The sequence below is a fragment of the Acinetobacter sp. WCHAc060006 genome (assembly GCF_004209135.1).
Taxonomy (GTDB): Bacteria; Pseudomonadota; Gammaproteobacteria; order Pseudomonadales; family Moraxellaceae; genus Acinetobacter; species Acinetobacter cumulans.
On the sequence record NZ_SGSS01000003.1, the window covers coordinates 122,022 to 141,919 of the forward strand.

The 19,898-nt window shown below is 41.5% G+C and carries 17 protein-coding genes and 1 riboswitch; of the genes, 10 read left to right on the forward strand and 7 right to left on the reverse strand.

All coding sequences use genetic code 11. The annotated features are described in order from the left end of the window. Positions 1–295: 295 nt before the first annotated feature. The gene (locus tag EXE29_RS03240) at positions 296–2,098 is read left to right on the forward strand and encodes an ABC transporter ATP-binding protein (protein WP_120363879.1); all 1,803 of its coding nucleotides are present in this window, start codon (positions 296–298) and stop codon (positions 2,096–2,098) included. 67 nt (positions 2,099–2,165) lie between these two features. On the opposite strand, the gene phoU is transcribed toward EXE29_RS03240, so the two are convergent. Beyond that, positions 2,166–2,885 carry a phosphate signaling complex protein PhoU gene (gene phoU, locus EXE29_RS03245; protein WP_106984095.1) on the reverse strand — a complete coding sequence of 240 codons (720 nt, stop codon included), beginning with the start codon at positions 2,883–2,885 and terminating at the stop codon, positions 2,166–2,168. A gap of 81 nt (positions 2,886–2,966) precedes the next feature. Next, entirely contained in the window at positions 2,967–4,319 is a 1,353-nt protein-coding gene (abuO, locus tag EXE29_RS03250; protein WP_106983881.1) for a multidrug efflux outer membrane protein AbuO, read from the reverse strand. Between the two features lie 337 nt (positions 4,320–4,656). Here abuO and EXE29_RS03255 point away from each other — a divergent pair, with 337 nt between their 5' ends. From EXE29_RS03255 to gluQRS, 6 genes are all read left to right on the forward strand, one after another. Next, complete coding sequence (locus tag EXE29_RS03255) at positions 4,657–5,619, forward strand: hypothetical protein (RefSeq protein WP_120363878.1); 963 nt, start codon at positions 4,657–4,659, stop codon at positions 5,617–5,619. Between the two features lie 105 nt (positions 5,620–5,724). Beyond that, positions 5,725–5,850: riboswitch (TPP riboswitch) on the forward strand. 144 nt (positions 5,851–5,994) lie between these two features. Beyond that, positions 5,995–7,896 carry a phosphomethylpyrimidine synthase ThiC gene (gene thiC, locus EXE29_RS03260; protein WP_106983879.1) on the forward strand — a complete coding sequence of 634 codons (1,902 nt, stop codon included), beginning with the start codon at positions 5,995–5,997 and terminating at the stop codon, positions 7,894–7,896. Between the two features lie 78 nt (positions 7,897–7,974). Then, positions 7,975–8,595: an NUDIX domain-containing protein gene (locus EXE29_RS03265; protein WP_120363877.1), complete on the forward strand. Its 621-nt coding sequence runs from the start codon at positions 7,975–7,977 to the stop codon at positions 8,593–8,595. Positions 8,596–8,605: 10 nt separating this feature from the next. Further along, positions 8,606–9,430 carry a 3',5'-cyclic-AMP phosphodiesterase gene (gene cpdA, locus EXE29_RS03270; protein ID WP_120363876.1) on the forward strand — a complete coding sequence of 275 codons (825 nt, stop codon included), beginning with the start codon at positions 8,606–8,608 and terminating at the stop codon, positions 9,428–9,430. 210 nt (positions 9,431–9,640) lie between these two features. Further along, positions 9,641–10,168, forward strand: a complete 528-nt coding sequence (gene dksA / locus EXE29_RS03275; protein WP_106983876.1) for an RNA polymerase-binding protein DksA — start codon at positions 9,641–9,643, stop codon at positions 10,166–10,168. Between the two features lie 3 nt (positions 10,169–10,171). Beyond that, entirely contained in the window at positions 10,172–11,089 is a 918-nt protein-coding gene (gluQRS, locus tag EXE29_RS03280; protein WP_120363875.1) for a tRNA glutamyl-Q(34) synthetase GluQRS, read from the forward strand. A 202-nt stretch (positions 11,090–11,291) separates the two neighbouring features. On the opposite strand, the gene ftsW is transcribed toward gluQRS, so the two are convergent. The 5 genes from ftsW to EXE29_RS03305 all read right to left on the reverse strand — a co-directional run bounded on the left by ftsW (position 11,292) and on the right by EXE29_RS03305 (position 16,443). Next, a complete protein-coding gene (gene ftsW / locus EXE29_RS03285; protein ID WP_106983874.1) occupies positions 11,292–12,488 on the reverse strand; it encodes a putative lipid II flippase FtsW in 1,197 nt (398 codons plus the stop codon). 21 nt (positions 12,489–12,509) lie between these two features. Beyond that, a complete protein-coding gene (gene murD, locus EXE29_RS03290) occupies positions 12,510–13,856 on the reverse strand; it encodes a UDP-N-acetylmuramoyl-L-alanine--D-glutamate ligase (RefSeq protein WP_117006925.1) in 1,347 nt (448 codons plus the stop codon). Positions 13,857–14,028: 172 nt separating this feature from the next. Further along, positions 14,029–14,280 (reverse strand): DUF6587 family protein, encoded by a 252-nt coding sequence (locus EXE29_RS03295; RefSeq protein ID WP_106983872.1) that lies wholly within the window; start codon positions 14,278–14,280, stop codon positions 14,029–14,031. A 46-nt stretch (positions 14,281–14,326) separates the two neighbouring features. Next, the gene (gene feoB / locus EXE29_RS03300; protein ID WP_106983871.1) at positions 14,327–16,186 is read right to left on the reverse strand and encodes a ferrous iron transporter B; all 1,860 of its coding nucleotides are present in this window, start codon (positions 16,184–16,186) and stop codon (positions 14,327–14,329) included. Continuing rightward, a complete protein-coding gene (locus EXE29_RS03305) occupies positions 16,183–16,443 on the reverse strand; it encodes a FeoA family protein (RefSeq protein WP_106983870.1) in 261 nt (86 codons plus the stop codon). Before EXE29_RS03305 ends, feoB begins: the two co-directional genes overlap by 4 nt. A 174-nt stretch (positions 16,444–16,617) precedes the next feature. On the opposite strand from EXE29_RS03305, the gene xerD reads away from it, so the two are divergent. The 3 genes from xerD to EXE29_RS03320 all read left to right on the forward strand — a co-directional run bounded on the left by xerD (position 16,618) and on the right by EXE29_RS03320 (position 19,881). Further along, on the forward strand, positions 16,618–17,535 hold the full coding sequence (xerD, locus tag EXE29_RS03310; RefSeq protein WP_120363874.1) for a site-specific tyrosine recombinase XerD: 918 nt from the start codon (positions 16,618–16,620) through the stop codon (positions 17,533–17,535). 98 nt (positions 17,536–17,633) lie between these two features. Next, positions 17,634–18,449: a DsbC family protein gene (locus tag EXE29_RS03315; RefSeq protein ID WP_120363873.1), complete on the forward strand. Its 816-nt coding sequence runs from the start codon at positions 17,634–17,636 to the stop codon at positions 18,447–18,449. A 127-nt stretch (positions 18,450–18,576) separates the two neighbouring features. Further along, positions 18,577–19,881: a homoserine dehydrogenase gene (locus tag EXE29_RS03320; RefSeq protein ID WP_106984094.1), complete on the forward strand. Its 1,305-nt coding sequence runs from the start codon at positions 18,577–18,579 to the stop codon at positions 19,879–19,881. Positions 19,882–19,898: the final 17 nt, after the last annotated feature.

Genomic DNA, 19,898 nt, shown 5'->3' on the forward strand with positions numbered 1-19,898 from the left:
TATTTAGATAGATTCTCATAATATGATTATTGTTCTTCATCAACCATAATGTTCCATGACATCTTTGTGCGATATAAAGAAGACACTCCTCAGAAGTAAAAAGCTCATGTTTCTATGGGCTTTTTTCTTGTCTCAATAAAAGTAATGTCTCTGGTCGAGGGCACTTTGTTTTGTCTGGCCTACTGTAGACTTATACTTATGCAATTTTGCTCACAATTTAATACAAGGAAGTCGCTTGTTGGTATGGGTTGAAATACTTACACTAAAATCAATTCAACAATAAAAATAACTGCCCATGAGCCTTTGGCAACTCTTTCATAAGTTACGCCCCTTTGTGCATCCTTATAAATTATTGGTTATCGCGACCTTAATTTTAACGCTTATTGGCGCCTTAACAGCACAAGTCAATGCACTCACCTTGCAATATGCCGTCGATCGGATCAATTCGCTGTTAGAGGCTGGTCAGGGTCTCGCCGAAGGCTGGCGCATCTTAATCACCATTAGCATCATTTTATTAAGCAAAGAAATCCTCAATGCGGTGGTGCAATTTGGTCAAAAATTTTATGGCGAGAAACTGCGCATTTTTGTATCGCAAGATTTAGCTCAAGGCATTATTGAAAAATTTCTCACCTATCGCTTGGCTTTTTTTAATCACGATGCAAACCAAGCGGGTAAATTACAAACTCGTATTGACCGTGGGATTGGCTCTCTCACCCGCTTAGTGCAAATATTTTTTATTGATATCTTGCCCTTATTTACCAGTGCCATTGTTGCGCTCGGGCTCATGTTTTATGCCAACATCTATGTCGGATTAGTCGCCCTTAGCATTGTGCCAATTTACTTTTGGCTGACCTATAAACAAGCGCAAAAGCTCGGGGGATGGCGTAGAAACTTACGTGACGGTCGTGAGAAAAAAAGCCAAGGGATTTTAGGTATTATTAATTCAATTACCGTCATTAAGTCGTTTAATCGCGAATCGATTGAAGCAGAAAAACAGCTAAAACTACAAAAAGAACTCACCCACAACCAAATGCGCACGCGCCAAACCAGTTTTGTGTTTGATGGCTTAAAAACCTTTATTGAACAAATTGGCATTGTGCTCATTATTATATTAACAGCCTATTTTGTGCTCGATGGACAAATGACCATTGGGATGATTATGTACCATGTTTTACTCTTTAATAATGTTTCAGCTCCGATTCGCTCTTTGCATCGCATCTATGATGAAGTGAATGATGCCATGATTTATGCCGAAAGCTTCTTTGGCATTCTTGAAGCGGATGATGAAATTGAACATTCTGGCCCCTTAAAGCCATCAATTCAGGGTGAATTTAAACTACAAAATGTCGACTTTTCCTATCCCAATGGTCATCAAGCTTTAAAACAGATCAATATGACCATTCAACCCAATAAAATTACTGCCTTAGTCGGTTTGTCGGGTGCAGGAAAATCGACCTTAATTAGTCTCTTAGACAAATTTTACCAACCTCAAGCAGGAACAATTCAGATTGATGGGATTCCCCTGCAAGACATCGATACGCATTATTTACGTGAACATATTGGTTTAGTTTTGCAAAAAAATCATATTTTCCAAGGCACAATTTTTGAAAATATTCGTTATGGTAAAACCCATGCCAGCTTAGACGATGTCATTGAAGCTGCAAAAAAAGCCTCAATTCATGAGCAAATTTTGCAACTCGAACATAGCTATGACACAGATGCACTTATGCTGTCCGGTGGCCAACAACAACGCATTGCCTTAGCACGAATGTTTTTAAAAAATCCACCGATTATTTTTTTAGATGAACCTACAGCCAGCTTAGATGCGATTGCCACTGAGCAAATCAAACACAGCCTCGATGAAATTAAGCAAGGCCGTACTGTGGTCATTATCTCCCACAGTTTGTCGCAAATTATTGATGCTGATTACACCTATGTGATGAAAGATGGATGTATTGCAGAACATGGCGAACATCATCAGCTTTATCATCAAGAAGGTGTGTATAAAGATATTTTTGATGCGATGGCCAAGAGCCTCAATATTGAAAAAATTGCCAAAACCTTTGAAGAAGATGGTGAAGAAGAAACACATAGTTAAGCAAACCATACGCACTTAAAAATAAAAAAGCCTGCAATTCGCAGGCTTTTAAGCTTCATTCAGTCGCTTAGCGCTGAACCTTCAACTCAATTTCTTCTACACTGGTATGGCGCACATCAAGACCTTTCACCATATAAATCACTTGCTCTGAAATATTGCGTGCATGGTCACCAATACGTTCCAAAGAACGAAGTACCCACATTACATTAATCACACGCGTAATATGGCGCGGATCTTCAATCATATAGGTCATTAAAGTACGTGTTGCAGACTGATATTCACGGTCAATATCGGCATCAGCCAACAGTACTTTTAAAGCCTGATCTACATCTAAACGTGCAAAAGCATCTAAGGCATCATGAATCATGACACGCACTTGGTTACCAATATGACGAGTTTCCATGTAACCGCGAGGTGAACCACCCTCTTCACATAAGCTTTGTGCAATACGGGCAATTTTTGCAGCTTCATCACCAATTCGTTCTAAATCTGTATTGGCTTTGGACATTGCAATCACCATACGTAAATCAATAGCTGCAGGATGACGACGTGCCAAAATTAAGGTCAGCGCTTCATCAATTTCTGTTTCTAAACGATTTACTGCATTGTCTTGAAATTGCACATCAATCGCCATCGCGGCATCGGTATCCAATAAAGCATGGATTGCATTTGCCACCTGCTGTTCAACCAAACCACCCATGGTCATAAACTTCGTGTTTACACCCTGTAAATCTTCATTAAATTGAGACGAAATATGGTGATTTAAAATTGGGTTGTTTGGGCTCAATGCATGCACTCCACAGCAACAAATTTAGAGAATTTAATAGGCTCTATTAGAACATATCCATTATGAAGCTTTTATGACGACTTAAGGTTTATTTATACGCATATCGACCGTAGGTTGAGACAGCCAGATGTTCATTTCTTCAAGGTCAGTTTCACTCAACTTACCCACAGCCGCTTTAAGCTTCAATACATGGACCAAATAATCATATTTGGTATTTAAATAATCTTGCTTAGCAGAAAAAGCGTTACGCTGCGCCAATAGTACATCGACCATGGTTTTTAAGCCCTCACGGTACTGTGCTTGTGAAGCCTTCGACACCGTTGCAGAAGACTCCATTGCAGCTTTACGCGCTTGGATCTTCGTTTGATCTGTGTCTACCTGCATATAGGCTTGCTTGACATCCGTTGTGGCTTTACGGACAGCTGCGTCTAATTCTGCTTCACTTTTTTGCACATTCACTGCGGCTTGTTTAATCGACTTCTGCGTACGCCCACCCGTATACAGATTCCAATTCATTTCTACACCCACTTGGTTAAACTGACCATCTTGCGACATGATCGAGTTTGGGCTTTGCTTGGCATAACCATACGTACCAACAGCTTCAATTTGTGGGTAAAGTGCCGCTTTTTCGACACGCTTTTTATCTTCGGCATAACGTTGTTGCATACGTGCTTGCAAAATACCGAGGTTCTGCCCCATGGCTAAATCTTCCCAAGCCTGCATACTACTTGGAACAGGTTTCTGAAATTCAAAATCATCACGTAGCACGGCTAAATTTTCAGTATAAGGGCCAATCATTTGCTGGAGTTTTTCTTGTGCCAACACCAATTGTACTTGTGTGGCCATGCGGTTCGCCCGCGCATTTTGATACTGCGCATTGGCTTCACTCACATCGCTTTTAGCCACTAAGCCTTCTTTGAGCTTGGCATCCATCATTTTGAGCTGTTCAGATAGTGCTTTTTCTTCTTGTAAATTAGCCACGGTTAAAGCTTGCTGACGCAGTACATTAAAATAGGAATCCGCGACATTTAAAATATGATCTTGTCGTTGTAACCGAAGACTAATTTCACTCAAATTAATTGAGGTTTTGACTTGCTTTAACCCTTCCCATGCATCCCAGCGAAAAAGTGGCTGGCGAGCTGTTAAAGCAATTTGTTTACTGGTCACACTGCTAGGCATATTCAACCCTGCCGATGCACCTGATGTATTTTCACCTTGGTTTTTACGGGTCACATTGCCCGATAAGCTAATCGTGGGCAATAAATTGCCTGAAGCAATACCAAGGTTCAATTGATCGGCTTTATACTGCAACTGATTGGCTTGCCAAGTAGGATCAGACTGTTTTGCTCGTTCATAAGCATCGACCAAATCCAAGGCAGTGGCCCATGGACTTAAGAACAACGCACACGTACAGAGTAAGTAATTTATCTTCATTTTTTTTGGCAAATCCCTGCAATTCTTTATCGCTTCTTTGACATTCAATCTGAAGTCAAAGCAAATACTAAAGCGATTTATGCAATTTTCCGTATGATTTTTATTAATTTTTTACAGTGATTCTTATAATTTAGCGTATTTTCCTGAAATAATCATAAACGCTGACAACGCTGTAACAAAGCAATGCACAATACTACACATTCTTCATGCTTTTGGCGCTATAAAATACCGACATTCTATCGGACAAATTTCAATTTTTTGTGACTGGGTGACTGTGTCTTTACGTTCTTTTTTTTCTGTTCCATACAGAATTCTCCTTATTGGTTGCATAATTGCAATGGTTGCCTGTCAGCAACAAGATGAGCCACACCCAATTAAAGAGCAAATTGAAACACCTAAAGTACAAAATACGGCAGTTGATCTCACGCTCATGTGCCAAAATATTAAAAAAAATATGGCTGAGATTAATGATCAGCGTACCACTTTTGCCCTAGAACAAATTAATCAAGATTTAAAAGTTTGCTTGCCTTTGCTTAATCTTGAGCAACAAAAAGCCTTATTAAGCCTATCCTTAAAAATGTACGATAACTTTTTACAAGTTACCCGTACCCCTGCACAGCAAATCGCCTTTGAGCGCTATGCGTTTGATATGGCACAACACCCCACCATTCATCAGAGTCATTTTGAACAGCTGACCGCCCGTGATCAATACTTACTCAAACACCAAGGACAAGCCTATGTTGAAGTGGTGGATGCAGGCAATGAACAACTGAGCTACCGTCGTAGCCCTGAATATCTGGCCCGGATTTTTGCGCCATATATGCCAGAGGCTGAAAAAGTATTTATTGAAAACTTGGCGCATCAAAATATTGAAACTGCTATTCAAGACAAAAGCCTGCTCATTGAACCCTTTGAAGTGGCACGGCGCGCGCTCTATTGGGAAGATTATATTCAACAATATCCACAAAGTAGCTACTTAAGTGATGCTAAATTGCTTCTCGCACAATATCGTTATTTTTTATTTATTGGTGCACCCAAAAGCCCCGTATCAGAAGGCTATCATGACCAATATTCTGTACGAGTAAGCTCTTGGGAGGAAATTGAAAAACTATCCCAACGCCATGATTCTGAATTATCAAAATTGGCGAAGAAATTTATTCAGTTCTATCACATGAGCGAAGAGCAACGTAGACAAAAGATTCCTGCATCTGCAACTGCCGAACAACAATTGATACATTATCTTGATTTAACACGCCAAAACTCTAGCAAAGACTGTTTTAGTGATGCTATCTGTCTGTGATGTATACACATCATCACCTTGTTAAATCTTCGCAAAGCATTTTTATCGTACTGATTACTGTCGCTTCGTGCTTTGTTTTTCAGTACAACTCCGCTAAAATTAGAGCATCGCTTGACGGAGCGCGGGTAATCTCCCGCTGAGATCACTTAAAAGCATTACATGCTTTTAAAGGTGAGTACCGTTGAACCTGATCAGGTTAATACCTGCGTAGGAATCAAGCCAGCTAAAAACTGAAAGCCTATATCTTGTCTATTGGTCGGTAGAAATACCCTGCTTTTTACATATTTTTATATGTTCAGGCGCGCCATAAGTACAACTTGCCCCCTGTTTTTGGTCGTGCTTGATTCGTTGATGTCATTCATAAGGATCATTGTAATGAACCAATTAACGAATCTCACCGCTACAGATCTTTCTGCTCAACATGAGCAAGATGCTAAAGATCTCACTCGAATTTTACCTGCATCACGTAAGGTATATCTCCAAGGCTCACGCCCAGATATACAAGTTCCCATGCGTGAAATTGCATTAACAGATACACCAACCGAGCAAGGCCTCGAAAAAAATCCGGCACTGATGGTCTATGACACCTCTGGCGTGTATACCGACCCAAATGTCAATATCGATCTCAATGTCGGCTTACCTCACGTGCGTGAAGCTTGGATTGCCGAGCGTAACGACACAGAATGTTTAGACACACTCAGCTCTAAATTTGGCCAAGAACGCCTACGTGACATTCGTACGGCAGAGATTCGCTTTGCACACATACAAAAACCACGCCGTGCAAAAGCTGGAAAAAATGTAACGCAAATGCATTATGCCAAACAAGGCATTATTACCCCAGAAATGGAATACATCGCAATTCGTGAAAACCAACGCCAAAGCGAAGGTGTGGATATGCGCCAGCATGCAGGTCAAAACTTTGGCGCACATAATTTAATGGAAATCACACCTGAATTTGTGCGTAAAGAAGTCGCTGAAGGCCGCGCGATTATTCCAGCCAATATTAATCACCCTGAAATTGAACCGATGATTATTGGTCGTAATTTTTTAGTCAAAATTAATGCCAATATTGGCAACTCGGCATTGGGTTCAAGCATTGATGAAGAAGTTGCCAAAATGACTTGGGCTACCCGCTGGGGGGCCGACACGATTATGGACCTATCAACCGGCAAAAATATTCATGAAACCCGCGAATGGATTATTCGTAATTCTCCTGTACCCATTGGCACAGTACCAATTTACCAAGCCTTAGAAAAAGTAAATGGTGTTGCAGAAGACTTAAACTGGGAAATCTTTAAAGACACCTTAATTGAACAAGCCGAACAAGGCGTCGATTACTTTACCATTCATGCTGGAGTGCTATTGCGCTATGTACCAATGACCGCTAACCGCCTCACAGGGATAGTCTCTCGTGGTGGGTCCATCATGGCACAGTGGTGTTTGGCACATCATCAAGAAAACTTCCTCTACACACATTTCGATGAAATTTGTGAAATTATGAAAGCCTATGATGTTTCATTTAGTTTAGGTGATGGTTTACGTCCAGGTTGCATACAAGATGCCAATGATGAAGCGCAGTTTAGTGAATTACGCACCCTAGGGGAACTAACCCATCGCGCATGGGAACATGATGTTCAGGTGATGATTGAAGGCCCCGGCCATGTACCTATGCACATGATTAAGGAAAATATGGACTTACAACTTGAAGTCTGCCAAGAAGCACCTTTCTATACACTCGGCCCTTTAACCACTGATATTGCACCAGGCTATGACCATATTACTTCAGCAATTGGCGCAGCCATGATTGGTTGGTACGGTACAGCCATGCTTTGCTATGTTACACCGAAAGAGCACTTGGGCTTACCCAATAAAAAAGATGTAAAAGACGGCATTATTACCTACAAAATTGCAGCCCATGCTGCCGACTTAGCCAAGGGCCATCCGGGTGCGCAGGCACGTGACAATGCGCTTTCTAAAGCCCGTTTTGAATTCCGCTGGGAAGACCAATTCAACTTAAGCTTAGATCCTGACACAGCTCGAAGCATGCATGATGAAACCATGCCAAAAGACGCACATAAATCTGCGCACTTCTGTTCAATGTGCGGACCTAAGTTCTGTTCTATGAAAATTACACAAAATGTACGTGAATATGCCAAGGCAAATAGTTCCAGCCAAAGCACTGAAATGCATACATTAAATCAAAAAATTGAACATGGATTTAGTGAAATGAAAGCCGTTTATCAGGAACATGGCCAAAAATTATACTCCAAAGTATAATTGACACAAAAAATCTTTTATCTTCGAGTCATTCTCAGTTAGGATGAAAAACAGCTGTTTTTCATCCTAATAAAGCTTATGAATATTATTAAACAAGCCTCTTATAATCAGAATAATTTTACGATAGAAAGCCGTGAGCATGTCTTCAAAGGATTTATTCAAGTTGAAAAAGTCAGCTTACGTTACCGCTTATTTAATCAAGAACAATATAGTCGTACTTTGGCGCGTGAACTCATTCAACGTAAAGAAGCTGCAGGCGTGTTATTGTATAGCCCAACACAACAAAAAATTGGCTTAATTGAACAATTTCGTATCGGTGCAATTGATGATGCAGATTCTGCATGGCAACTCGAAGTCATTGCAGGCGTATTAGATGGAAAAGAATCACCTGAAAGCTGTATTCGCCGTGAAAGCCTTGAAGAATCAGGCTGTGAAATCGACCAGCTTCAGCATTTATTTACCTTCTATCCTTCTGCGGGTGCTTGCTCTGAAATTTTTCATTTATATGCTGCAGCCACACAACTACCCGAACAAGGTGGTATTTTTGGCTTAGAAGAAGAAGGTGAAAATATTCAGCTTCATCTGATCGATTACACTGATATTCCAGCATTATTAACCAATGGTCGGTTAAAGAATGCGCCTGTCATAATGGCCTTGCAATGGTTACAAATGCAGATAGATACTATGAAGAATGTCTAAGGGGAAAGACATGCCTCTCATTAATAATAATGATCAACACAAACACGATTCCGTGTTTGATTGGACCATCATTCAAATATCAGATACACATCTGATGGATCAACACGAGTTAGATTTTGTCTCAGTCAACCCTGAGCAAAGTTTTCACGAAGTGATGCATCACATTCAGCAACAAGTGCCACATATCGATGCGATTATTCACACAGGTGACCTCGCACAAGTCCCTGTTGCTGAAACCTATAGCCGTTATTTGCAGTTTATGACTGGATTAGATATTCCCCACTATCAAATTCCAGGCAATCATGACTGTACAGAAATTTTTCCATTCCATTTGCAGCAAGATCAAGCACACATTTTACATTATGGTGCATGGAGTGCGATTTTGCTCAATAGTGCAGTCAAAGACAAAGTCGATGGCTGGATTAGCGAAACACAGTTACAACAATTACATCAGCTTCTGAGTGATCACCCACAACAGCATATTTTGATTGCTTGCCATCACCACCCCTTTGCGATGGAATCTGCATGGATTGATCAGCATAAACTTAAAAATGCGACACATTTGATGGATGTGATTTCACAGCACAGTAATGTCAAAATTGTGATCTGTGGACACGTGCATCAAGATTCAATGAATACATGGAATAATATTCAATTTTTATCGACACCTTCGACCAGTATCCAGTTTAAACCATATAGCCAAACCTTTGCTTTAGATCAAGTTTTACCTGGATATAGAGTGATACGCTTAAAGAATAATGGCGAATTTGAAACCGAAGTACATCGTGTTGCTTTATCGCAGCCACAAATAAATGTCGAAATTTCAGGTTATTAACTTTTCAATTTGTTTTTTTTCTATTACTTTATGTCCTCAAATGGAAAAGTGATATAAAACATCCAGACATCTGGGACTATCAAAAAGGAAAAAAAGTCTATATGATGACGACCCCCACAGGAGGAAACTCCTTGAAAGGGTGGATATAACATGCATATCACCATATTTTTTGCGTATAACCATTTACGTATATGATGAGGAATGCCCTATATGGCGAATGATAACCAAAATCAAGTTTTAGACGAACAAACTGATGTTGCAGAAGAGAAGTCTGTAAAACGCGTACGCAAAACTAAGCCAAAGTCGGCTGATGGCGGTTCTACTGCAAGCTTATTTGGTATTGAACCTTATCAGCCGAAGAAAAATGAAGAATACATGTCAGAAGGCCAACTTCAACATTTCCGCAATATTTTACTTGCGTGGAAATCTGAGTTGATGTCTGAAGTTGACCGTACGCTAAACACAATGCAGGATGAAAACACTGCACTTCCTGATGTTAACGACCGTGCTACACAAGAAGAAGAGTTTGCGATTGAATTACGTACACGTGACCGTGAACGCAAATTGATTCGTAAAATTGAGCAATCAATTGAAGCAATTAAAAACGATGACTACGGTTTTTGTGAAACTTGTGGTATCGAAATTGGCTTGCGTCGTTTAGAAGCACGCCCAACTGCGACTCTTTGTATTGACTGTAAGACTTTGGCAGAGATCAAAGAGAAGCAAAATAACGGTTAATTCATGTTATTGAGTAATGCATCCCTCCCCCTTCCTTTAAATCAGGAAGGGAAAGAAGTGAATTACGTGGGTCGGTTTGCGCCATCGCCAACCGGCCCTTTGCATTTTGGGTCTTTAATTACTGCTGTTGCAAGCTATTGCGAAGCCCGCGCTCAGCAAGGTTCATGGCTGGTTCGGATTGAAGATACCGACATCCCCCGCATTTATCCTGGCAGTGAAGCGCATATTTTACGTGCCATAGATGCCTTTGAATTTGATCCAGATAGCAACATCATTTTTCAAAAAGACCGCTTAAACATTTATGAAGACGTGATTCAGCAATTACATGCTCAAGGCTTGGTCTATGCTTGCCAATGCACACGTAAAATGCTCGGTTCTAATCATATTTATCAAGGCACGTGCAGAGATCTACAGCTCGATTTAGCCCATCAAGCCATTCGGGTTAAAGTGTCAGATCAAGTCATCCAATTTACAGATCCAATTCAAGGTACGCATCAATCGAATTTAAAATTTGATTTAGGTGATTTCGTGCTAAAACGCCGTGACGGCATTATTAATTACCAATTGGCTGTTGTTGTCGACGATCATTTGCAAGGGATCACGCATGTGGTGCGTGGTGCCGATTTACTCGACAACACCGAGCGACAAATCTGGTTGGGTCAACTTTTGGGCTATGCGCCACTGCAGTATATGCACTTGCCGCTTGCCATGAATGATCAAAGGCAAAAACTTTCTAAGCAAAATATGGCCGAAGCTTTAGATTTAAGCCAACCTTCGCAATTGCTACAACGTGCACTCAAAGCTTTACATCAACCCGAAGTAGAACTCGACCGCCCTGCACGTATGCTCCAACAAGCGGTTGCACAGTGGTCAAGTACATATATTCCACATCAAACTATGCTCGAAGGTATTTACACCTAAAAACACACCGCTACGCCTGTGTATTACCTTTCTATACTGTTATAACCTAGATTTTTTAAACTGTATCCATCTTTTATACGGCGCTTATTACGCTCATTCTGTGTATACACCTAGGGCAAAGCTGAACATTCGCCCACACGGGCATAAAAATGCCGAGTACGGTTTTCACCCTACTCGGCTGATCGATTCAACTTTAAACGGCTTAGAAGCTCGATTCTTCTTTACTTGGGTTTACTTGATTGGTCGTGCTTTCAATCTTAAGGATTAAACTCATCATCACCGCACACATAATTAAAGATGAACCACCATAACTAATAAAAGGCAAGGTTAAACCTTTTGTTGGTAGCATCCCCATGTTCATGCCCGCATTCACCAAAATTTGCAGTAAGAAAATAATACTAATGCCATAAGCCAAATAGCCTGCACGCAAGTATTGATTACGTAAGGCACGATGACCAATTTTAATACTGCAGACCACCAGTGTGAATGACAGAATCATCACGGTGGTAATCCCCATAAAGCCGAACTCTTCACCCAAAATAGCCAACATAAAGTCAGTATGTGCTTCAGGTAAATAGGACATTTTTTGGATACTATGACCGAGACCAACCCCAAACCATTCACCACGACCAAAAGCCATCAACGCATTAGAGAGCTGATAACCTGTGCCCAGCGGATCGGCCCAAGGATTGGTAAACGATAAGGCGCGTTGTAAACGATATGGCTCAAAGACAATCGCGACAATTAAGCCCACCACAATAAAGGCCATGAACGCGATAAACTGTACAGCAGGCGCGCCTGCCAAAAAGAATACGCCTAAAATCATCAAGACAATTACAGCGGTTGCCCCTAAGTCGGGCTCAGCCAAAATCAGGCCGACCGTGATAATCATGACCCCACCTAAGCGCACTAAGCCAGAGACGCTATTACGCACCTCCTCTGCCCTTCGTACCACATAATCGGCGGTGAAAATGGCCATCATCACCTTCGCCACTTCAGAAGCCTGTAAGGTAAAGCCTGCAATTTTAATCCATCGGGTGGAACCATTGACTTCTGTACCAGCGACCAACACCACGGCCAGCAGTAAAATGGTTAATATCCAAAATGGAAAAGTATTATTAAACCAGACATTTAAAGGGACTTTATATACTGCATAAGCCGCCATAGAAGCAGCTAAAATTGAAATCCCATGTCGCGTGATATAGTGAAATGGATTTTCATGTAAACGTGCAGCATACGGCATAGATGCCGATGCCACCATAATTGAACCAATACACAGCAATGCCAATACACTAAATATGAGCACATTACGTGTGGTAATTTCGGCGGGCACGCGTGGTGCCCAGCGCTCATATACCTCGGTAATTTTAGTTATGGTCGTCTGAGCTAACCCAGCCATACAACTTTCCTTATCATTTTTTTAAGCCAATGCGTTCACGCAGTCGACAAACTGATGGCCGCGTTCACTATATCCTTTAAACATATCAAAACTTGCACATGCAGGTGATAGTAGTACGACATCATACGCTTGAGCATGTTGTTGGCACATTTCAACTGCTTGTTTTAAAGTTTCAGCATGTACTAATGTGGTTGTTCCTGTAATTGCTTTTTCAATAATTGGGCGGTCTTCACCAATGAGTACTGCAACCTTGGCATATTTTTGTAGCGAATCACGCAGTGCAGTAAAATCCTGCCCTTTGCCTTGACCGCCTAAAATAATGACCACTTTACCGCCTTTGGCCTCAATGGCAGCCCCTAAGCCATCCACTGCGGCCAATGTCGCGCCAATATTGGTGCCTTTTGAGTCGTTGTAATAACGCACATCATGCAATTCTTTCACGAACTCACAGCGATGCTCTAAACCTTTAAAGGTTTTTAGGGTATTTAACATACTGTCTAGGCTTAGGCCAATTGCTTCGCCTAATGCTAAACATGCCAATGCATTCGCTACATTATGCGTGCCCTGAATATACATGTCTGCACTATTGAGTAAACGCTCACGACCACGTGCCAACCAAATAGTGCCATCATCGTCTTTCAACACACCAAATTGATTAATATCAGGTGCATTTAAGCCAAAGCTTTGCATTGGGGTAGCATCTGGCACCAACGGACGTGTTAAAGAGTCGTCGCGGTTAAATACAACTTTTTTCACAGCTTGAAAGATTCTGTGCTTCGCTGTGTGATAACCCATCATATCGCCATGGCGGTCTAAATGGTCTTCACTCATATTGAGCACTACAGCCACCTCAGCAGCCAAATTGGATGTGGTTTCGAGTTGGAAGCTTGAGAGTTCAAGCACATAAAGCTCAGGATCATCTTTGGTTAAGTCCAAAGCAGGACGACCCAAGTTACCACCCACAGCCACTTTTTTACCAGCATCAGCAGCCATTAAGCCAAATAAAGTGGTTACGGTACTTTTCGCATTTGAACCTGTAATGGCAACAATCGGTTTATCTGTTGCGCGGCGTAAAATTTGAATTTCACTCACCACAGGAATGCCTTTTGCAACCGCAGCTTGTATTTCTACTAATTTTGGATCAAGCCCTGGGCTAATGACAATTTCTTCGGCTTGTAATAACAATTCTTGATCTAATTGACCAAAACTGGTTTGCACATCACTGGGGATTTGGTCATGTCCGGGTGGCGTTTCTCGAGAGTCTGTTACTGCAACACGGTAGCCTTTGTCATGTAAGAAATTAACTGCTGCAACACCAGATATTCCGAGCCCAGCAACGACTTTTAATCCACCACGTTGTATTAACATTTTTGCCTCTGTTTATGGTCTATTTTACAACTGTGGAAATGTTAGCACTTTGCTGTTTTGAATGCTTTTTCTGTTTTAACTTTATGATGGTTTTTTTGTGTCGGCGCGTAAAAAAACCGTCATAAAAATGACGGTTTTCTTTTACACAGCATATTTTCAATGGCTAAAGCAATTACTTCCATTTAACCGCCTGTACTTGCTCTTTTTGAGGGCGTGCTTCTTCTGTAGCAGAACAACCACAACTCCCACCACAACCCGCAACCGCAGCAGGTTTTAACCATGTTGCCAGTTTTGACCAACCACGGCGTGCACAAGCTTTTGAAATAGACGTGAAGACTGAGTTCGATGTTTGAGGAAATACCTTTTTAAACACCACGACAGCACTCCAAATGACCAAAGCAGCCACAATTAGAATTTCAATCATCTCAATCTCCTTTTACCATCAAAGTAAAATGTTTTAATCTAAATTTTTAACCTAAATAATGCGATGCAATTTGATAGGTCAAAAATGACATGAAATATGCCAAACCAAACAGGTAAATCGTCATGAATGTAACTGTTTTCATTGAGCCTGTTTCACGTTTCACTGTTGCCAATGTCGCTAAGCAATGCGGTGCATAAATAAACCAAACGAGCAGTGACAAACCTGTTGCCAATGACCAGCTTAAGTCACCCGTACTGATGAGTGTTGATAGCCCTTGTGCCACAGCATCATCGTCTGCTGCAGATAAGGCATATACCGTACCTAAAGCAGCCACAACCACTTCACGTGCAGCCATTGCTGGAATTAAGGCAATACAAATCTGCCAATTAAACCCAAGTGGTGCAAAAATAGGTTGCATTAAATGCCCAAGCATCCCTGCAAATGAATAATCGATATCTGGCAGCGTTGCACCTTCTGGCGGTTGAGGGAAGGTACACAAGAACCACAATAAAATTGAAAGCGCAAAGATAATACCACCCACACGCTTTAAGAAGATTTTGGCGCGATCCAATAGACCAATCCAAACACTCTTAAAATCTGGAATACGATAACTTGGTAATTCCATTAAAAGTGCATGTTGTGATTTATCTTTTTGGAAGAATTTAAGTACGGTCGCAACCAATAAAGCACTCACAATCCCTGCTGCATATAAGCCAAACAGTACCAAGCCTTGTAGATTGAACACTCCCCAAACCATTTTTTCTGGAATAAAAGCAGAAATCAGTAGCGCATAAACAGGTAAGCGTGCCGAACAGGTCATCAGTGGCGCAACAAAAATCGTGGTTAAACGGTCACGTGGGTCGCTAATGCTTCGAGTTGCCATAATGCCAGGTACGGCGCATGCAAAACTTGATAGCAATGGAATGAAGGCACGGCCACTTAAGCCAGCTTTATACATCAACTTGTCTAAAAGGAATGCGGCACGAGGTAAATAACCCGATTCTTCTAAAACCAAAATAAAGAAGAAAAGAATTAAAATCTGTGGCAAGAAGACTACAACACCACCTGCACCCGCAATAATGCCGTCCACCACCAAACTATTGAGCATTGGGTGTGAAATATAAGCACCAACGGTTTCGCCAAACCAACCAAAGAAGCCTTCAATACCATCCATAAATGGCGCAGCCCATGCAAAGACCGCTTGGAATACCACAAACATCATCACAGCAAGGCTAATCAAGCCAAACACAGGATGTAAAAATATTTTATCTAAAAAGTCAGAACGCTTATCTTCTTGGTCTACATACACCACTACATCTTTTAAGATGTTTTCGATTTGTGCATGAACAGAATCTGCTTTGCCCACGTCACTCAACGCAGCATCAGGTGTTCTAAAGGTGCCTGCATCCAGCGCACCCATGAGATTTTCAATGCCTGCATTACGTACAGCCACTGTTTCTACCACTGGAATACCCAAACGCTGAGAAAGTTTTTGCGTATTAATCTGCATGCCACGACGACGTGCTTCATCCATCATATTCAATACCAGTAGAATAGGACGTTTCAGCTCAATCATTTCCATGACAAGGCCCAAATGCAGTTTTAAGTTTGTGGCATCCACCACACATAAAAATGCATCTTGTTGGCCTTCTTCTGCAATTTTACCTTGTACCACATCACGGGTAATCGCTTCATCGGGACTGGTCGCATTCAGACTATATGTACCGGGTAAATCTAACACACGTACAGGCTTACCTGAAGGCAATACAAATTGACCAACTTTACGCTCAACGGTTACACCCGCATAGTTCGCAACTTTTTGGCGCGTACCCGTTAAATGGTTAAATAATGAGGTTTTACCGCAGTTGGGATTCCCGACTAAAGCAATACGAAGAGCATCACTCATGCTGACGCTCCTTCAAGCAAAATTTCAATTTTTTCGGCTTCGACTTTACGTAAAGCAAAACGCGTAAATCCAACTTGAATTAAAATAGGATCACCACCAAAAATGCCTTTGGTGATAACTTGTACTTTCGTACCCGCAACAAAACCCAACGTTTCTAGGCGACTTGCTACTAAATCAGTCTGAGTTTCGCCATCCAAAGTACGATTTACTTTGCTAATGATGGCAGTTTGTTTGACTTTTAAATCAGATAAACGCACCGCATCCAACCCTTAAATATTTTGAACAGTATACAAACAAATGAGAATAATTACCAAATCAGATACGATAATGATTCGCATCTGTTATAGCACATTGATTACTAAGAATTGTTACAATACATTTGATAAAATCAATCATCACCATCGGTTATATTCATTAATTCTGAGTGCGTCATGCTAAATAAAAAACCTCGTATTCCAACTCCTGTTAGCATTCCGGAACACTATAGTTTTTTAAAAGGTTATCGAGACGATTTAATCGCACAGACCGTTAGCCCGCACACGCGAAATGCCTATTTATCGGATTTAATCCAATGTAGTGAATGCCTTACTCACCCAATGCCGACGTGGTCTGCAGACGATATTTCTGATGTTTTATTACATCTAACGCAACAGGGTAAAAGCCCTCGCTCAATTGCTCGTTGCTTATCTGCCATGCGTTCGTTTTTTAAATTTCTGCGGGAGCAAAAACTGCGCAGTGACAACCCTGTCAGCACACATAAAACCCCAAAACTCGGTCGAGCTCTGCCCAAGGATTTGTCTGAAGCCAATGTCGAAGCACTTATTTTGGCACCCGATATTCAAACCGCTTTAGGTTTACGTGATCGTGCCATGTTAGAAGTGCTCTATGCCTGTGGCCTACGTGTGACGGAACTCTTAAATTTAAGATTAGAGTTGATGAATCTGAAGCAAGGCTATATTCGCATTGTCGGTAAAGGCAATAAAGAACGCTTGGTGCCCATGGGTCAGGCTGCCTGTGAATGGGTCGAAAAATATCTCAATGAATCACGACCACAACTCTATAAAACTGCGACTGACTATGTGTTTTTAACGCAACTGGGCGGGATTATGAGTCGACAAAATTTTTGGTACGCCATTAAACGTTACGCCTTACAAGCAGGCATACAAGCAGAACTTTCACCACATACATTACGCCATGCCTTTGCAACACATTTACTGAATCATGGTGCAGACCTACGTGTGGTACAAATGTTATTAGGTCATAGTGATTTATCAACCACACAAATTTACACCCATGTGGCGCAAGTCCGTATGCAACAGCTCCATGCTCAGTTTCATCCACGCGCTTAACGGTATGGCATATCAGACCAAGAAGTTTTTTTCACACCCGATTTTTTTGCTATGCTAGCTCACCTGTTTTTTAAAAAGCGAAAAGAAAAGGGTTTTTTATGCTATTTACCCGTTCAAAAATTGTGATCGCATGTACACTTGCTACAGGCCTTGCTTTAAGTGCTTGCAGCAAATCAAATAATGATGAAGAAAAACAAGCGCCTTTAACCGCAAGTGCGCCAGCAACGGGCGAAGCCTCTACCCTTTCAGAACGCAATCAACAGCAACGTCTCATTCAGACCCTGCAAGAAGGCCTGAAAAAAGCCAACATTACTGCCAAAATTAGCAGTGTAAAAGCCACCGAAGTCCCAAATTTATTCTGGGTAAGCTTTGAAGGCATGTCTTCTGTGTATGCCACAGCCGACGGCAAATACATTATTCAAGGTGATGTCATCCGCTTAGGTGACAAAACTTTGCATAATGTCAGCGAAAGTTTGCAGTCTGAAGTGACCAAAAAAGAATTAGCAAAACTCAAAACTGAAGATCTCATTGTTTACAAAGCAAAAGGTAAAACACAGCATGTGATCTACGTCTTTACCGATGCAAGCTGTCCGTATTGCCATAAACTGCATGAACATTTAGATGAGATTACCAGCAAAGGCATCGAAGTTCGCTATATTGCATGGCCACGTGGTGACCAATTTTTGCCGGCAATGGAAAGTGTTTGGTGTAGTGCAAACCGTCAAGAAGCCTTCAATCAAGCGATTTCAGGGGTTCAACTCCCTCCTGCATCATGCAAAAACCCAGTCCGCGACATGTACAAATTGGGTCTGAATATTGGCGTAAATGGCACTCCTGCAATTTATAATACCGACGGTGTTTATTTGGGTGGCTACATGGAGCCTAGCGAATTAATTGGACGCTTAAATAAATAAAATTTATTGATTAAATTACTGTTTTTTATAGATAGATATAAATTTGTGAATCTCCTAGAGTCATAGGCTTTTTTTAGCTATGATCTAGGTTCACTTAAAAAATTTGCTGAAATAAATGGAGTGTGACGTGAAACCAGTTCGTCTGGCAATCCTCGGTCTTGGTACTGTGGGTGGTGGTGCCCTTAAACTACTAAAAGAAAATGCTGCTGAGATTAAACGTCGCACCGGTCGTGAAATTGAAATTACCCATGTGGGAACGCGTCGCCCGCGTCCTGACCTTGATTTACCTGCATCAGTTCAACAAAGCGCAGATCTTTTAGAGATCGTTCGCCAACCTGATGTCGATGTTGTCATTGAGGTTATGGGGGGTATTCACCCTGCGTATGAAGTGATCAAAGAAGCTATTTTACACGGTAAGCAAATTGTGACAGCCAACAAAGCCCTGCTCGCAGAGCACGGTAATGAGCTGTTCAAACTGGCTGATGATCATCATGTACAAATTGCCTATGAAGCTGCAGTCGCTGGCGGTATTCCAATTATTAAAGTCATGCGTGAAGGCTTGGCTGCCAACAAAATTGATTGGTTAGCTGGCATTATCAATGGTACAGGCAACTTCATTTTGACTGAAATGCGCGAAAAAGGCCGTGCCTTTGCCGATGTACTCAAAGAAGCGCAAGAGCTTGGTTATGCAGAAGCAGATCCAACTTTTGACGTTGAAGGCATTGATGCTGCACATAAGCTGACACTTCTTGCATCTATCGCTTTTGGTATTCCATTGCAATTTGACAAAGTCTTCACTGAAGGCATTAGCAAAGTGACTGCACAAGATGTGAAATATGCTGAAGATTTAGGTTTCCGCATTAAACACTTGGGTATTGCACGCCGTGCAGCAAACGGTATCGAATTACGTGTACACCCGACGCTGATTCCAGAAGAACAGCTGATTGCCAATGTAAATGGCGTGAAAAATGCTGTATTAGTACAAGCCAATGCCGTTGGTCCAACACTTTACTATGGCGCTGGCGCTGGTGCAGGCCCTACAGCTTCTGCAGTTGTTGCTGACGTTGTCGATATCGTACGTGACATCTCTTATACCGAAGATGGTGCAGGGACTATTCCGCAATTAGCTTTTGAAAGCTTAAGCGATTTACCTATTCTGCCACGCGAAGAAATGACAACAGGTTACTACATCCGTATTAATGCTGAAGACCAAACTGGTGTTTTAGCTGAAGTGACCACTATTTTAAGCCGTGCAGGCATTAGCATTGATGCCATCATGCAACAATCGCGCTTAAAAGACCTTATTCCTATCGTGATTCTGACCGATCCAGTGAAAGAATCTAAAATGGATGAAGCCCTTCAACAAATTCAAGCATTGCCTGTCATTCATGGCGAAATTGTACGAATTCGTTTAGAATCGCTTGATAATTAATCGGGTTAAGGGGAAAT